The 16,523-nt window shown below is 59.1% G+C and carries 14 protein-coding genes; 4 read left to right on the forward strand and 10 right to left on the reverse strand.

The features are described 5' to 3' along the window. Positions 1-86: 86 nt before the first annotated feature. Entirely contained in the window at positions 87-2,693 is a 2,607-nt protein-coding gene (gene leuS / locus ACN1C3_RS15500; protein WP_419116657.1) for a leucine--tRNA ligase, read from the reverse strand. Between the two features lie 270 nt (positions 2,694-2,963). Between leuS and ACN1C3_RS15505 the strand changes: the two genes are divergently transcribed. Then, a complete protein-coding gene (locus tag ACN1C3_RS15505) occupies positions 2,964-3,284 on the forward strand; it encodes a hypothetical protein (RefSeq protein ID WP_419116658.1) in 321 nt (106 codons plus the stop codon). Between the two features lie 130 nt (positions 3,285-3,414). Next, entirely contained in the window at positions 3,415-4,176 is a 762-nt protein-coding gene (locus ACN1C3_RS15510) for a YdcF family protein (RefSeq protein ID WP_419116659.1), read from the forward strand. A gap of 43 nt (positions 4,177-4,219) precedes the next feature. On the opposite strand, the gene lnt is transcribed toward ACN1C3_RS15510, so the two are convergent. The 5 genes from lnt to miaB form a co-directional block, all read right to left on the reverse strand. Beyond that, the gene (gene lnt / locus ACN1C3_RS15515; RefSeq protein ID WP_419116660.1) at positions 4,220-5,743 is read right to left on the reverse strand and encodes an apolipoprotein N-acyltransferase; all 1,524 of its coding nucleotides are present in this window, start codon (positions 5,741-5,743) and stop codon (positions 4,220-4,222) included. A gap of 8 nt (positions 5,744-5,751) precedes the next feature. Next, entirely contained in the window at positions 5,752-6,591 is an 840-nt protein-coding gene (locus ACN1C3_RS15520; protein WP_419116661.1) for an HlyC/CorC family transporter, read from the reverse strand. Between the two features lie 5 nt (positions 6,592-6,596). Then, positions 6,597-7,091, reverse strand: coding sequence for an rRNA maturation RNase YbeY (gene ybeY / locus ACN1C3_RS15525; RefSeq protein WP_419116662.1), 495 nt, complete (start codon positions 7,089-7,091; stop codon positions 6,597-6,599). Next, positions 7,084-8,100 carry a PhoH family protein gene (locus ACN1C3_RS15530; protein ID WP_419116663.1) on the reverse strand — a complete coding sequence of 339 codons (1,017 nt, stop codon included), beginning with the start codon at positions 8,098-8,100 and terminating at the stop codon, positions 7,084-7,086. The genes ybeY and ACN1C3_RS15530 overlap by 8 nt, the downstream gene beginning before the upstream one ends. Positions 8,101-8,326: 226 nt before the next feature. Continuing rightward, positions 8,327-9,655: a tRNA (N6-isopentenyl adenosine(37)-C2)-methylthiotransferase MiaB gene (miaB, locus tag ACN1C3_RS15535; protein WP_419116664.1), complete on the reverse strand. Its 1,329-nt coding sequence runs from the start codon at positions 9,653-9,655 to the stop codon at positions 8,327-8,329. Between the two features lie 132 nt (positions 9,656-9,787). On the opposite strand from miaB, the gene ACN1C3_RS15540 reads away from it, so the two are divergent. Continuing rightward, the gene (locus ACN1C3_RS15540) at positions 9,788-10,114 is read left to right on the forward strand and encodes a DUF1820 family protein (RefSeq protein WP_419116665.1); all 327 of its coding nucleotides are present in this window, start codon (positions 9,788-9,790) and stop codon (positions 10,112-10,114) included. A 188-nt stretch (positions 10,115-10,302) separates the two neighbouring features. On the opposite strand, the gene ACN1C3_RS15545 is transcribed toward ACN1C3_RS15540, so the two are convergent. From ACN1C3_RS15545 to ACN1C3_RS15560, 4 genes are all read right to left on the reverse strand, one after another. Further along, the gene (locus ACN1C3_RS15545; protein ID WP_419116666.1) at positions 10,303-10,857 is read right to left on the reverse strand and encodes a tetratricopeptide repeat protein; all 555 of its coding nucleotides are present in this window, start codon (positions 10,855-10,857) and stop codon (positions 10,303-10,305) included. Between the two features lie 225 nt (positions 10,858-11,082). Beyond that, positions 11,083-12,366, reverse strand: coding sequence for a glutamate-1-semialdehyde 2,1-aminomutase (gene hemL, locus ACN1C3_RS15550; RefSeq protein WP_419116667.1), 1,284 nt, complete (start codon positions 12,364-12,366; stop codon positions 11,083-11,085). Between the two features lie 31 nt (positions 12,367-12,397). After that, the gene (gene thiE / locus ACN1C3_RS15555) at positions 12,398-13,021 is read right to left on the reverse strand and encodes a thiamine phosphate synthase (RefSeq protein WP_419116668.1); all 624 of its coding nucleotides are present in this window, start codon (positions 13,019-13,021) and stop codon (positions 12,398-12,400) included. Between the two features lie 18 nt (positions 13,022-13,039). Next, on the reverse strand, positions 13,040-13,837 hold the full coding sequence (locus ACN1C3_RS15560; protein ID WP_419116669.1) for a hydroxymethylpyrimidine/phosphomethylpyrimidine kinase: 798 nt from the start codon (positions 13,835-13,837) through the stop codon (positions 13,040-13,042). 290 nt (positions 13,838-14,127) lie between these two features. Between ACN1C3_RS15560 and ACN1C3_RS15565 the strand changes: the two genes are divergently transcribed. Next, positions 14,128-16,518, forward strand: coding sequence for a 7TM diverse intracellular signaling domain-containing protein (locus ACN1C3_RS15565; protein WP_419116670.1), 2,391 nt, complete (start codon positions 14,128-14,130; stop codon positions 16,516-16,518). Positions 16,519-16,523: the final 5 nt, after the last annotated feature.

The raw sequence follows: 16,523 nt of genomic DNA on the forward strand, positions 1-16,523 counted from the left end.
ATGCTCCCCTTGAAACCATGTGGGCCGACTGTGCGGCCCCGGAGGTTTTGTTCGGCGCCAGGTCAGAGACCTGGCGCATGATCCAATTAGCTAGCGACAATATTGACCAATTTGCCGGGCACTACGATCACTTTACGAATGGTCAGACCTTCAGTGAAACGCAGCACGTTTTCATTGGTCCGAGCGGCGGCTTCGACTTCTTCGCGGCTGGCGCTGGCTGGCATTTCGATATGACCGCGCAGCTTGCCGTTGACCTGAATCACCAGTTGCAGGCTGTCCTGCACCAGTGCGCTGTCATCCAGCGCGGGCCAGTTGGCGTCGATGACTGCGCCGATGTGGCCCAGCTGGTTCCACAGTTCATGGCTGATGTGTGGGGTAATCGGCGCCAGCAGCAGGGCAACGGTTTCCAGGCCTTCGTGCAGCAATGCGCGATCCTGATCGGTGCCTTGAGGGGCTTTTTCCAGCACGTTCATCAGCGTCATGACCTGAGCGATGGCGGTGTTGAATTTGTGGTACTGACCGACGTCTTGGCTGGCTTGTTTGATGGCCAGGTGGATAGCACGGCGAATGACTTTTTGCTCGTCGTTCAGCATGCCAAGATCCAGCGCTCCAGGCAGGCCTTGGCCAACATGGGCCTGAGCCAGACGCCAGACACGCTTGAGGAAGCGATGGGAGCCTTCAACGCCGGAATCGGACCATTCCAGGCTCATGTCTGGTGGCGAAGCGAACATCATGAACAGGCGGCAGGTGTCGGCGCCGTACTGGTCGATCATCGATTGCGGGTCAACGCCATTGTTCTTCGACTTGGCCATCTTCTCGGTGCCGCCGATTTCCACCGGCAGCCCGTCGCTGATCAGCTTGGCGCCAATGATCTTGGCTTTGCTGTCGCGTTCCAGCTCGACATCTGCCGGGTTGAACCAGGTCAGGCTACCGTTGGCTTCGCGACGGTAGTAAGTCTCGGCGATCACCATGCCTTGGGTGAGCAGGTTCTTGAACGGCTCGTTGGAGCTGACCAGGCCTTCGTCACGCATAAGCTTGTGGAAGAAGCGCGCGTAAAGCAGGTGAAGAATCGCGTGTTCGATACCGCCGATGTATTGATCGACCGGCAGCCAGTGGTTGGCTGCAACCGGGTCGACCAGGCCGCCTTCGTAATGCGGTGAGGCGTAGCGGGCGTAGTACCACGACGACTCGACGAAGGTGTCCATGGTGTCGGTTTCACGCTTGGCTGGCTGGCCGCATTTCGGGCAGCTGCATTCGTAGAACTCAGGCATGCGCGCCAATGGCGAACCGGCGCCGTCGGGTACGACGTCTTCAGGCAGTACGACGGGCAGTTGGTCTTCCGGTACCGGCACGTCACCACAGCTGTCGCAGTGGACAATCGGGATCGGGCAGCCCCAGTAGCGTTGACGGCTTATGCCCCAGTCGCGCAGACGGAACTGGGTGCGGGAGGCGCCAAGATTTTTCTTGATCAGGGCGACTTCGATCGCATCGAAAGCACCGGCGAAGTCCAGACCGTCGAATTCACCGGAATTGATCAGTTGGCCGTGTTCGTTGTAAGCGTCCTGCCACGGAGCCGGGGTTTCGTCGCCGGCGCTGGTGCGCACGACAGACTTGATCGGCAGGTTGTATTTGGTGGCGAATTCGAAATCACGTTCGTCGTGCGCCGGGACGGCCATTACCGCGCCATCGCCGTAGTGCATCAGCACGTAGTTGGCGACCCACACCGGGAGTTTCTCACCGGTCAGCGGGTGCTCGACGAACAGCGAAGTCCGCAGGCCTTTTTTCTCTTGAGTGGCGACGTCGGCTTCGGCGACGCTGCCGCCCTTGCATTCAGCGATGAACGCTTGCAGCTCAGGATTGTTCTGCGCGGCCAGGGTAGCCAAATGGTGTTCGGCGGCCACGGCGACGTAGGTCGCGCCCATCAGGGTGTCCGGACGGGTGGTGAAAACTTTCAGTACGCCGGCTTCCCCAATGGAGGCCTGGTCGTAAGGGAACTGCACTTCCATGCCGCGGGATTTGCCAATCCAGTTGCGTTGCATGGTTTTGACTTGCTCGGGCCAGCCCGGCAAATCGTCAAGACTCTCCAGCAGCTCATCCGCGTAGGCGGTGATCTTGAAGTAGTACATCGGGATTTCGCGCTTCTCGATCAGCGCACCGGAACGCCAGCCGCGACCGTCGATCACTTGTTCGTTGGCCAGAACGGTCTGGTCCACCGGGTCCCAGTTGACGGTGCCGTTCTTGCGGTAGATCACGCCTTTTTCGAACAGGCGAGTGAACAGCCATTGTTCCCAGCGGTAGTAATCAGGTTTGCAGGTGGTGACTTCGCGTGACCAGTCGACGGCCAGGCCCAGGCTTCGCAGCTGGGTTTTCATGTAGGCGATGTTTTCGTAGGTCCACTTGGCTGGCGCGACGTTGTTTTTCATCGCGGCGTTTTCCGCCGGCATGCCAAAGGCGTCCCAGCCCATAGGTTGCAGGACGTTTTTGCCTTGCATGCGCTGATAGCGGGAGATCACGTCGCCGATGGTGTAGTTGCGCACATGCCCCATGTGTAGCTTGCCGCTGGGGTAAGGGAACATCGACAGGCAGTAGAACGTCTCCTTGCCTGGCTGTTCACTGACTTCAAAGGACTTTTGCTCGTCCCAGAACGACTGGGCGGCGGCTTCGATTTCACGGGGCTGATATTGTTCGTGCATGGCTACTTTTGAACTGAATAGGGGTGGCCTAATCCTCTTCAATGCGACGCTGGACGGTGACGACGCCTAATGTGGCGTTTTCGGTGCCCAGTCGAGCTGGAAGTGGAGTTACAGGAAGCGCCGTAGCATACATGACCGCGCTCTACCGAGGGAAACCCTGATTGCACCCAGCGGCGCCCCGGGGGCCGTTGGTCGCGGCAGCAGGCCGGTTTCTTCAGTGGGGCTAAGCTCTAAAAGGGGAGTGAGTCTTATCTTCAATGAGGTGAGCGGATGGTTGAGTCGCAGCGAAAAGTAACAAAACCCGAGTTGTATGAACGGCTGATCGACCGTCTTGGTATGGCCTTGGATGCGGCAAAAACCGCAGGCCGGTTGCGCGATGAGCGTCCTGTCGAGTTGGAGTTACGTGGTTTGAGTCACGCTGAGTTTGAGTTGATCAAGGCTTATCTGGACCGCAGTGAACGTGAAGCATATTCAAACGTGCTGGAAGCCGTAAAACATAAAGAAGCGCCACGTTCGGCCAAGATAATATGGTTGAGAGGCAAGCCCCCTGCCGGGGACGCGGTAAAGGTCCGGTCCCAGCAGTTCAAATAAGTGTAAGCGGCCCCAGTCGGGGCACCCTGCATGACGTTACACGTCCAGGCGTTTCCATTGAAATGCCTTCAACATCTGTTGTTGCTTTGCTTCAACCCACTTAGGCTTCGGGCATCTTTGGAGATGCCCGATGCCTTTTCGCTATTTCGTTAAACAACTTCTGTTGCCGCCCGGCATTCTTTTGCTGCTGCTCCTGTGTGCCTGGTGGTTTCGTCGGTCCCGGCCGCGCTTGGCGGGCGCGTGCTTTGCGCTAGGCGTTGGCGGCTTCTGGCTGATGAGTTTGCCGATTGTCGTGGAGTGGAGTGCCCATGCGATTGAGCGCGTGCCGCCGCTGGGTCGTAGTGAATGGGCAACGCTGGCCGAGCGCGCGGATGCGATTGTGGTATTGGGCTCGGGCCGAGAGCGAGGCGATCCGGCCTGGGGCTCTGATCAGCCGACCGGCGTGGGGTTGGAGCGCGAGCGTTATGCGGCGCGCCTGGCCAAGGCCTCAGGCTTGCCGGTGTTAACCAGTGGCGGACTGCATTACGGAACACCACCTACCGAGGCGGCGCTGATGGCCGAGTCTCTGCGGGATGATTTTGCTGTGACGGTCAGTTGGCAGGAAGGGCGTAGTCGCACGACCTGGGAGAACGCTCAGTTCACCGCTGAAGTGCTTCAGCCGCTGGGCATCAAACGAGTCGTTGTGGTGACCCAGGCCGCGCATATGCCGCGTTCGGTGTGGAGTTTCGAACGGGCAGGTTTCACCGTTGTAGCCGCGCCGGTGGGGTTTTTAGGGGGAGATAATGCTCGGCCACTGGGTGGCTGGATGCCGGAGTTCAAGTCGATCTGGCAAAGCGGGCAGTTGCTTAATGAGGCGGTGGGGCAGGTCGGTTACTCGTTGTTTTACCGCTGAAAGTCAAAAGATCGTCCGAGCGCGGACGATCTTTTTGCGACAGTTAAACCGTCTTGGCCATCCGGCTGGCCAGTAATGCCCAACCGAACAGCAGCACGCACAGAATGATCAGCGGCCACGAACGCCATTGCAGGTACGGCGTCAGGTTGTGCATCGGCACTACTTCACCGTAGAGGATGCCGCGTTCGAACTGTGGGATCTGCGCGGTGATTTTGCCGAACGGGTCGATCAGGCCAGTGACGCCGTTGTTGGTGGCGCGAATCATCCAGCGTCCGGCCTCCAGGGCGCGCATCTGCGCCATCTGCAAGTGTTGCAGCGGGCCGATGGAGGTGCCGAACCAGGTGTCGTTGCTGATGGTCAGCAGCAGGTCGCTGCGGGCCGAAAGGCTGGCGGCGAATTCCGGGTAAACCACTTCATAGCAGATGAACGGTGCAATCTGATAACCCTTGGCTTGCAGCAATGGCTGATCGGCCGAGCCGCGGGCGAAGTCCGACATCGGCAGGTCGAAGAAGGCGATAAGCCCGCGCAGCAGATCCTGCAACGGCACGTACTCGCCAAATGGCACCAGTTTCTGCTTCAGGTAGGTGCCATCGCCTTCGCCGACTACGGTGATGCCGTTGAAGTAGCGCTTCACATGGCGTACTTCCTCACGGATCGGTACGCCGGTAATCAGTGCGGAATTACGTTCTGCGGCGAAGTTGCCGAGCATGTTCAGATAACCTTCGGCCGATTCCTTCAGAACCGGGATCGCAGTTTCTGGCCAGATGAGCAAGTCCACGCGCTTGGAGCTGAAGCTCATGTCGCGGTACAGCGCCAGTTGCGCGTTCAGCTGCTCCGGGTCCCACTTCATGCTTTGTTCGACATTACCCTGAATCGCCGCAACCGACAGCGGCGCTCCCGATGGGCTGGTCCAGGCGTGGCCTTTGAGCGCCATGCCAATCCCCCAAGGGGCGACCAGTAACAGCAGACCGGCGGCGATAAACACTTTGCGCCCGGTCTTGATCAGGCGCGGCAGGTTGTACAGTAGCGCGGCGGTCAGGGCCAAGGTGAAGGAGATCAACCACATGCCGCCCAGTGGTGCGAGTCCGGCCAGTGGGCCGTCGAGTTGACTGTAGCCGGAATATAGCCATGGAAAGCCGGTCAGGAACCAGCCGCGGAACGCTTCCTGGGCCAGCCACAGCGCGGCAAAGGCCAGGGCGTCAGCCAGAGGTGCTTCGTTACGGCGGATCCAGCGCGCCCAAATCCAGGCGGGCAGGGCAAAGAACCAGGCAATCGCAGCGGTGAAGGCGAGCATCAGCAAGCCGGCCAGCAGCACCGAAGCACCGCCAAAGTTGTGAATGCTGTAGTAGATCCAGCTGGTGCCGGCGCCAAACAGGCCGAAACCGAAACACCAGCCACGGCCCAAGGCCTGACGTGGGCTCAGTTCACGCAAACCGGCATAGAAAAATCCGACGGCCAGCAGCGCCAGTGGCCAGATGTCGAACGGCGCGAGCGCCAGGGTGGTGAGTGCACCAGCCGCCACGGCCAGCAGATTACCGGGCCAGCCGGGACGGGTTAAGCGGAGCATTTCAATCCTTAGCGTGCAATTGGAGTCAAGCGCAGCAGGTGAATCCGGCGGCTGTCTGCATTCAAAATGCGGAAACGATAGGCGCCAATTTCGGTGATTTCGTTACGTTTAGGCAGGTGCCCGAACGCGCTCATCACCAGGCCTCCGACCGTATCGAACTCATCGTCGGAGAACTCGCAGTCGAAAAACTCGTTGAAGTTCTCGATCGGGGTCAGCGCCTTGATCAGGAAGTCACCGCTAGGCAGCGGCTTGATGTAGCTGTCTTCCTCGACATCGTGCTCGTCCTCGATGTCGCCGACGATCTGTTCCAGTACGTCCTCAATGGTCACCAGACCGGCCACGCCGCCGTATTCGTCGATGACGATGGCCATGTGGTTATGGTTGGCGCGGAACTCGCGCAGCAGCACGTTCAGGCGCTTGGACTCGGGGACGAAGGTCGCCGGACGCAGCAAATCCTTGACGTTGAAGCTGTCGCCGTTTTCCTGAAGGATCAGCGGCAGCAAATCCTTGGCCAGCAGAACGCCCATGACGTCGTCGTGGCTTTCGCCAATCACCGGATAGCGCGAGTGCGCGGAATCGATGACGGCCGGGAGGAATTCGCGGGGTGTCTGGGTCGCCTTGATGCTGATCATCTGCGAGCGCGGAACCATGATGTCCCGTACTTGCAGGTCAGCGACCTGGATGGCGCCTTCGACGATGGCCAGCGCTTCGCTGTCCAGCAACTTGTTCTGATGGGCTTCACGCAGCAGCTCCAGCAGCTCCTGACGGTTTTTCGGCTCGTGGGCAAAAGCTTGGGTCAGTTTACCCAGCCAGGACTTTTGCCCGCTGCTCGATCGGTCTTCGCTCATAGCGATTACTCTAAATCCTTTGTTGTTACGATTGGAGTGTCTTCGGTTTCGTCATCTGCATACGGATCAGGATGACCCAGTTCAGCAAGCAACGTTCGTTCCAGCGCTTCCATTTCTTCGGCTTCGTCGTCATCTATGTGGTCGTAACCCAGTAGATGCAAGCAGCCGTGAATGACCAGATGCGCCCAGTGGGCGTCGAGTTCCTTGCCCTGTTCGGCTGCTTCACGTACCACCACGGGCACGCAAATTACCAGATCGCCGAGCAGTGGAATATCCAGCAGCTCGTCCGGCACATCGGCCGGGAAGGACAGCACGTTAGTGGCGTAATCCTTCTGCCGCCAGGTGTGATTCAGCTCCCGGCCTTCTGGCTCGTCGACCAAGCGAATGGTCAGTTCCGAATCGGCGGTGCGTTGGCGCAAAGCCAGCTCACACCATTGGCGGAACTCAGCTTCGCTGGGGGCTGGCGCCTCGGTTGCGAGTTGCAGATCAAGCTCAAGCATCGCGGTGGCTGTCCTTCGGGGAGGCAAATTTGGCCGACTCGTTTTCGGCGCGATGTTCGAAACGCTCGTAGGCTTCGACGATGCGTTGCACCAACGGATGGCGCACCACGTCTCTGGAGGTGAAGTGCGTAAAGCTGATGCCCGGCACTTCCTTGAGCACGTCGATCACATGGATCAGTCCGGACTTGGTGCCTTTGGGCAAGTCGATCTGGGTGATGTCGCCGGTGATGACCGCGGTGGAGCCAAAGCCGATCCGCGTCAGGAACATCTTCATTTGTTCGACGGTAGTGTTCTGGCTTTCGTCGAGAATGATGAAGCTGTTGTTCAGCGTTCGTCCACGCATATAGGCCAGAGGCGCGATCTCGATCACTTGCCGCTCGATTAGCTTGGCAACGTGTTCGAAGCCGAGCATTTCGTACAGTGCGTCATACAGCGGGCGCAGGTACGGGTCGATTTTTTGCGCCAGGTCGCCAGGCAGGAAGCCGAGTTTTTCGCCGGCTTCAACCGCTGGACGCACCAGCAGGATGCGGCGAACTTGCTCGCGCTCCAAAGCGTCCACCGCACAGGCAACCGCCAGATAGGTCTTGCCGGTACCGGCCGGGCCGATGCCGAAGTTGATGTCGTTGCCGAGAATCTCCTTCACATAGCGCAGTTGATTCGTGCCGCGAGGGCGAATCATGCCTTTTTTGGTGCGCAGTGCGACGGGTTCGGCGGACGGATGGTTGTCCATCTCTTGCACGGCGGATTCCTGCAGGAACAGGTGAACCACGTCCGGCGACAGCTCGGTAGCCTTGGTTTCCCGGTACAGGCGGCGCAGGAGGTTTTCCGCGGAGGTGGTGTGTTTGGGTTCGCCGATCAGCTCGAACTGGTTTCCACGGTTGCGGATTTCGATGCTCAGGCGCTGTTCGATCAAGCGCAAATGCTCGTCGAATTGCCCGCACAGATTGGCGAAGCGGCGAGCCTCAACGGGCTCGAGAATGAAACGATGTGGTTCTATGGGTGCGTTCAAGGTCGCTTTTAGCCGCCCTAAGGCAATTGAGATGAAACCAAGGATAGCGCCAGTGGCCTGGGTGCGAAAGCACTTAGTAGATGAGCGCGCGCTCAAGAATAACGCAGTTACAATGTGGGAGCGGGCTTGCTCGCGATAGCAGTGTGTCAGGCAACACCAATGTTGAATGAAAGTCCGCTATCGCGAGCAAGCCCGCTCCCACATTTGATCTCCAGTGTCTTAAAGATTACTGCAGTAGCGAACCACGCAGCGAGTGCGGTTGTGCAGCATCGATGCGCACGTCGGCGAACTGGCCGATCAGCGTGGGATTGTCGCAGCGGAAGTTGACGATACGGTTGTTCTCGGTACGCCCTTGCAGTTCACCCGGGTCTTTCTTCGAATAATCGGTCACCAGAATGCGCTGAGTGGAGCCGACCATTTGTCGGCTGATCTCGAAGCCTTGCTGATTAAGGCGATGTTGCAGGGCGTTCAGGCGCTCTTTTTTCAGCTCTTCCGGAGTTTCGTCGGCCAGATCGGCTGCCGGTGTGCCTGGACGCTGGCTGTAAACGAACGAGTAGGAAAAGTCGAAACCGACGTCTTCGATCAGCTTCATGGTCTGCTCGAAGTCTTTTTCGGTCTCGCCGGGGAAGCCGACGATGAAATCCGAACTGATGCAGATGCCCGGCACGGCGGCGCGCAGCTTGCGCAGTTTGGATTTGTACTCCAGCGCGGTGTGGTTGCGCTTCATCGCCGCGAGGATGCGATCCGAGCCCGATTGCACAGGCAAATGCAGGTGTTTGACCAGCTCCGGCACTTCGGCGTGGGCCTGGATCAGGCTGTCGGAGAACTCCAGCGGGTGCGAAGTGGTGTAGCGAATACGCTCGATACCGTCGACGGCGGCGACCACACGGATCAGCTCGGCGAGGTCCGCCAGGCGACCGTCATGGGTCTTGCCGCGATAGCCGTTAACGTTCTGTCCCAGCAAGGTGACTTCACGTACACCGTTTTCCGCCAGGTGGATGATTTCGGCCAGCACATCGTCGAACGGTCGGCTGACTTCTTCACCACGGGTATAAGGCACCACGCAGAACGTGCAGTACTTACTGCAACCTTCCATGACCGAGACGTAAGCGCTTGGGCCATCGATACGTGGCTCTGGCAGGTGATCGAATTTCTCGATTTCCGGGAACGAGACGTCGACTTGCGGCAGCTTGGTGAGGCGCGCGGCGTCGATCATTTCCGGCAGGCGGTGCAGGGTCTGCGGGCCGAAGACTACGTCGACATAGGGTGCGCGGTCGCGGATTGCCGCACCTTCCTGGCTGGCCACGCAACCGCCGACGGCGATCACCATGTCCGGGTTGGCCAGTTTCAGTTCGCGCCAGCGGCCGAGTTGGGAGTACACCCGGTCCTGGGCGCGCTCGCGGATCGAGCAGGTGTTGAGCAGGATGACGTCTGCGTCTTCGGCGCGGGCGGTGACTTCCAGGGCCTGATGTTCACCCAGCAGATCGACCATGCGCGAGCTGTCGTACTCGTTCATTTGGCAACCGTGGGTTTCGATATAAAGCTTCTTGGCCATGGGGGTTCATCAAGTGGTTCAAAGAACCGCGCATTATAGTGGTCATGTCCGCAGGTTCCTAGCGTTGCGCGTCCGGTGGCTATGCTATAGTTTGCGCCCTCTTTTATATCCCCGATGTGTTACCCGCCCACCATGACCAAACGTGAAGCTCCAATCTACAAGGTGATTTTCCTCAACCAGGGCCAAGTGTTCGAAATGTACGCCAAGCAGATCTATCAAAGTGATCTGTGGGGCTTCCTGGAAGTGGAAGAGTTCGTCTTTGGCGAGCGCACACAGCTGGTCGTCGACCCTGGCGAAGAGAAGCTCAAAGCGCAGTTCGAAGGTGTGGTACGCAGTTTTGTGCCAATGCATTCGATCGTGCGCATCGACGAAGTCGAGCGCCTGGGTACGCCGAAGATTACCGAAGCCCGCGGCATGAGCAATGTCATGCCGTTTCCGATGCCGATGCCGGAGAAGTAAATCGCGGTACCCTGTGGCGAGGGAGCTTGCTCCCGCCGGCCGGTCCGCGCTCGGGCGTAGCAGTCGTAAACCCGACCAATGCTTTCTTACTGGCAGAATGTGGTTGCTGATTTTAGGACCGTTTCGCGATCCAGCGGGAGCAAGCTCCCTCGCCACAAAAGCCCGCCAGGCGTTCGATCAAGCAGGATTCAGGGCAGCGGTGAGAAAGGCGAACGCCCGTCGGCGCTTTGCAGTTCCAGCAGGTATTTGCGGAAAATCTGCCCCAGCACTTGGGTCGCGACTTCCAGTTCATCACGCTTCATGTGTCCGGCGACTTCGTCGGCAGTGTCCAGCGCATCTTCGGCGCCATTGACCGCCGCCATTTTCAGCACGATATACGCCTGAATGTTATTGGCCGGAACGCCTTCACCGTGGAAAAACATGGTGCCGAGCTTGAATTGCGCCTGAGCATGGCCTTGCAGGGAGGCTTTCTCGAAGTAACTCAGGGCTTGATTGAGGTCACGCGGCGCACGTTTGCCTTCGTAATAGAATTCACCCAACTCGTATTGTGCTTCTGCATCCCCGGCATCCGATGCTTTCTGGCAGGCGGCAAGCGCCTCGGACACGTCTTGCGACTGGGTATTGAGGGTGCAGCGACCCATCGCTGGGATCAACAATGAGTTGCCGCCTGCTTGTGCATGCGCGAGCAGGGGCTGAAGGAGCAACAGGCAGCCCAATGCAAGGGTGCGGCCGGTGCGGTTCATGGGAATCGACTTACCTCTGAAGGGCGCGCGGACCCGCAGTGGGGGATCCAATAAGCGCGCATTATGAAATAAGCAGGGCCAACCTTACAAAGTCTTTACTCGTTTTTCTGCTGCACGGCCCGATATCTCCCGGTTTGTAGGAGATTTCGTGCTTTGAGCGGAGGAAAAGAGACGTAAAGACCTGAATAAAACCGACGCCGCCTAAGCAGCGTCAGGCCGATCAGCTTATTTCAACGCAGCAAAAGCACGCTCGGCAGCGTCCAGAGTCAGCTTCAGCTCGGCATCGCCATGGGCGATCGAGGTGAAACCGGCTTCGAAAGCGCTCGGCGCCAGGTAAACGCCGCCTTCGAGCATCAGGTGGAAGAAGCGTTTGAACAGGCTGGCGTCGCTGCTCATGACGTCATCGAATGTCACGATGTCGTCAGCGCCGCTGAAGTACAGGCCGAACATGCCGCCGGCCTGAGTGGTGACGAACGGAATACCGGCTGCGTCGGCACGCTGTTGCAGGCCATCGAGCAGGCGACTGGTGTAGTCGCTCAGTTCAGCATGGAAGCCCGGACGGCTGATCAGGCGCAAGGTGGTCAGGCCCGCAGCCATGGCCAGCGGGTTGCCGGACAGGGTGCCTGCCTGATAGACCGGGCCCAGCGGAGCGATGTGCGACATGATTTCGCGCTTGCCGCCGAAGCAGCCCACTGGCATGCCGCCGCCAATGATTTTGCCGAAGGTGCTCAGGTCGGGAGTCACGCCGTAATGTGCCTGGGCGCCGCCGAGGGCGACGCGGAAACCGGTCATCACTTCGTCGAAAATCAGCACCACACCGTGTTTGTCGCATAGTGTGCGCAGGCCTTCGAGGAAGCCCGGCGCTGGTGGCACGCAGTTCATGTTGCCAGCCACGGGTTCAACGATGATGCACGCCACTTCCTGACCGACTTCGCTGAGCATTTGCTCGACGGCATCGATGTCGTTGAACGGCAAGGTCAGGGTGTGTTTGGCGAAGGCGGCGGGTACACCCGCAGAGCTTGGAACGCCTTGAGTCAGTGCGCCGGAGCCGGCCTTGACCAGCAGGCTGTCGGAGTGGCCGTGGTAGCAGCCTTCGAACTTGATGATGCTGTCGCGGCCGGTGAAACCACGGGCCAGACGAATCGCACTCATGGTCGCTTCGGTGCCGGAACTGACCATGCGGACCATTTCCATCGATGGCACGATGGAGCAGACCAGGTCCGCCATCTGCGTTTCCATTTCGGTCGGGGCGCCATAGGACAGCCCGTGTTCGAGCTGCTTGCGCACGGCATCAAGCACGTCCGGGTGGCTGTGGCCGAGGATCATCGGGCCCCACGAACCTACGTAGTCGACATAGCGTTTGTCATCTTCGTCCGTCACATAGGCGCCTTCGGCGTGCTTGAAGAACAACGGCGTGCCGCCGACGCTCTTGAAGGCACGAACGGGTGAGTTTACGCCGCCGGGAATGTGTTTCTGGGCATTGGCAAACAGCGTTTCGGAACGAGACATGATCGGGCTCTCTAAATCAGGATTCGGCTATTTAGATATCAAACAGGGCTTTGAAGGCGCGCGCTCGGCGTGTCACTTCCTGGGTATTCTCGGCGCCGAACAGGCCGTGGACCACGGCCAGCAGGTCGGCACCATGGGCCACCAGCGGGGCGGCGTTTTCCAGGGTGATGCCACCAATCACGCAGATCGGCAGGTGCAATTTGGTGCGGGCCTGGTCGAGCAAATCGAGGGTGGCCGCCGGCGCGCCGGGCTTGGTGTTGGAGTTGAAGAAGCGACCGAAGGCGACATAGCTGGCGCCCTCTTTGGCGGCTTGTTCGGCGAGTTCGAGTTGACCGTGGCAGGTCGAGCCGATGATCGCATTGCGCCCGAGCAGAGCGCGGGCGGGTGTCAGCGGGCCATCGGTTTGACCCAAATGAACGCCGACCCCAAGGCGCGCGGCCAATTCGGCATCGTCATTGATGATCAAGTGGGCGTTGTATCGCTCGCACAGCGTACGCAGGGTTTCGGCTTCGCGCAGGCGACGGGCTTCGTCGGTGCTCTTGTCGCGGTACTGCAGCAGCGTGACGCCGCCATCGAGTGCCGCTTCCACATAGGGCAGGAATTTGCCGGCCAACAGTTGGCTGTCAGTAATAGCGTACAGGCCTCGTAGTTTCATCGAACAAGCCTCATGGCGTTACGAGCAAAAATCCAGTGGTAGACGACGCGGGACGAACTGGCCTTTGCCAAGTTGTTCGGCATCACGCAGCGTGCGCCAAGTGTAATTGAGTGCTGATTGCACGGCGCTGGCGAGGTTTTCGCCCAGGGCCAGACGACCGGCCAGTGCGCTGGCCAAGGTGCAACCGGAGCCGTGATAACTGCCCGGCAAACGTTGGCAAGTATAGGTCTGGCGGCTGCCGTCGCGGCTGTAGAGGCGATTATGGACTTCATGCTCATCGCCATGGCCGCCAGTGATCAACAGGTGTTTGCAGTAGGGCAGGAGTTTTTCTGCGCACTCGTCAGGGGTGCCTTCAGGCAGTTCAGCGAGTATGCGGGCTTCGGGAAGGTTAGGGGTGGCGATGGTCGCCAGCGGTAGTAGTCGTTCGCGCATGGCGTAGCCGACTTCGTCTTTGCCCAGTCGACCGCCACCACCGGCACGCAACACCGGGTCGCAGACCAGCGGCAGATGTGGATGCGCCTGGAGCAGTTCGACCACGGTGTCGACCATTTCCAGAGACCCGAGCATGCCCAGCTTGACTGCCGCGACGGTCGAATCGTTGAGCACGGCGTTGGCCTGAGCCAATACCCACTCGCGATCGAGCACGCGGAAATCGCTGACATTGACGGTGTCTTGCACGGTCAGAGCGGTGATTGCAGGAGCTGCATGACAACCCTGAGCGAGCAGGGCTTCGATATCTGCCTGCAAGCCGGCGCCACCACTTGGGTCGTGGCCGGAGAGACAGAGGACAACGGGGCGAGAGCTGTAGATATTCATGGTGCGCGAGCTTACCACCAAACGCTTTTTTTCGGGGCTGTCCGCGTGGTGTTGAATTTCCTTTTGTGAGCCTTTGACACGCGTTGACTGGCCAAACAGCTCTAGATCAACAGATTGCGCTGAGACGCCCGTTCTAGAGCCTTTAAACTAAAATTTAAGATGGTGCTCAATGGCCATCTACGGCTATGCTAGAGTGGATCCAAACCAATAACAGGTAATGCCGGTTTTACGTCTACTCAAAGGGAATGGGGGGCTTCCTGACTCAACCGGACAGGCCACGCTGGGGCTCTATGCGCTATTTGCTGATGTTGCTGTTGAGCTTGCCGATGCTGGCTGGCGCGGCCGAGTTTAACGAGTTCACTCAAAGCCTCCCTTTAGGCCGAGTGATGCAGGTGTTTGAAGACGTCGGTGGCGAGGCAAGTATTGCCGATGTCAGTTCGCAGGCCTTGGCGGGTAGCTTCAAGGCTCACGATAAAGCCACCCTCAATGCCGGTTACTCGCGCTCGGTGTTCTGGCTGAAAGTCGACCTGCATTACCGCCCGAGCAACCCGGCCGCTCAGCGCAGCTGGTTGCTGGAACTGGCCTATCCGCCTCTCGATCACCTCGACTTGTACCTGCCCGATGCCGCTGGCCACTATCAATTGGCCCAGCGTACGGGCGACGCCTTGCCGTTCGCCAGTCGACAGATCCGCCAGAACAACTATCTATTCAACCTGGACTTTGCCCCGGATCAGCGCCAAACCGTTTATCTACGCCTGCAAAGCCAAGGCTCGATCCAGGCCCCGCTGACCCTGTGGTCGAGTACGGCCTATCTTGAAGACCAACCGTTGCGTCTGTATGTGCTGGGTCTGATCTATGGCGTACTGCTGGGCATGCTGGTTTACAACCTGTTTATCTACCTCGCTGTGCGCGACACCAGCTATCTCTATTACATCTTCTACATAGCCTCGTTCGGTTTGTACCAACTGTCAGTGAACGGTGCTGCGGTCGAGTATTTCTGGCCGAACAACCCTTGGTGGGCCAACGCTTCGACACCTTTCTTCATCGGTGCTGCGGGTTTGTTTGGCAGCCAGTTCGCCCGCAGCTTTCTGCAGACGGCCAGTTATAGTCGCTGGCTCGATCGCCTGCTGTTGCTGCTGATCGCGTGCAGCGCGGTGGTGGTGGCACTGTCGTTGATGACCAGCTACGCCCTGGCCTTGCGCCTGGCGACGGCCTTGGCGCTGGCTTTTACGGTGACGATTTTTGCGGCAGGGATTTTCGCCTGGTGGCGCGGTCTGCGGGTGGCCCGGTATTTCATCATTGCCTGGTCGGCGTTTTTGCTCGGTGGTGTGGTTAACACGCTGATGGTGTTGGGCTACCTGCCAAACGTGTTCTTGACCATGTACGCCAGCCAGATCGGTTCGGCGATTGAAGTGGCGTTGCTGTCGCTGGCGTTGGCCGATCGCATCAACTCGATGCGCGAGCAGCAAGCCCAGACCTTGTTCGATGCGGGTCAGAAACTCGAGGTGTTGAACCAGGAACTGGCCCACAGCAACCGGCTCAAGGACGAATTCCTCTCGACCTTGACCCACGAATTGCGCACGCCGATGAATGGGGTGATCGGTTCGCTGGAACTCATGCAGACCCTGGATCTGGACCCGGAGCTCGAGCAGTATCAACAGACCGCCGCCGGGTCGGCGCGGGACATGATGCGCATGGTCAATGGCATCCTGACGTTGACGGAGTTGCAAGCCGGCAGGCTCAAGGTGCAACGGGAAGATTTCAGCCTGCGCGGCGTGCTCGACAGGCTGCAAACGCAGTTCGCCGCCAACGCTATGAGCAAGGCGCTGGATTTTGAAGTCGAGGTGGCGACGGGTCTGCCAGACCGTCTGCAAGGTGACAGCACAAAACTTATTCAATGCCTGGAGTGCTTGCTGGACAACGCCATCAAGTTCACTCGCGAGGGTGGGCTGGTGCTGCGAGTGACCGGTAAATCGGCGGGCGAGGGCCGGATGGCGCTGTCCTTCGCGGTGATCGATACCGGTATCGGTTTTACGGATCTGGATGAAGCCACCCTGTACCAACGGTTCTTCCAGGTCGATGGTTCGATGACCCGTGAGTACGGCGGGCTGGGTGTCGGGTTGGCCATTTGCCGGCAACTGATTGAGTTGATCGGGGGGCGTTTGACCCATCAATCGGAGCCGGGGCGCGGCAGTCGTTTCCAGTTGGACGTCGAGTTCGATGTTCGTAGTGTGCCGCCGCCCCCAGCTGAGCAAACCTTAAAAGGGTATACACCGATAAGCCGTCGGGTGCCTCAGGAGTGCACCGTGTTGTTGGTCGATGACAACGGCATCAATCAACTGGTGGTGCGCGGCATGCTGCTCAAATTGGGCTATCGGGTGCACACGGCGGACAGTGGTCGGTTGACGCTGGAACTACTGCGGCGTGAATCCTTCGATGCGGTGTTGCTCGATTGCCAGCTGCCACCACTCGATGGCGTCTCGATTGGTTGCCAGGTACGCGCTCTGCCAGGTTGCGCGCAGTTGCCGATACTTGCGGTGACTCAGGGTGCCGAACGCGAGCGTTGCCAGGCGGCCGGAATGACGGACTATTTGAGCAAACCAGTGAAATTCGAAGAGTTGCAGGCGGTTTTGTATCGGCGAGTGTTGTGTCCTAAACAAGGTGAAAGCGCCGATATTTAGGCGTA

This window comes from Pseudomonas sp. H11T01 (assembly GCF_048515765.1).
GTDB lineage: Bacteria > Pseudomonadota > Gammaproteobacteria > Pseudomonadales > Pseudomonadaceae > Aquipseudomonas.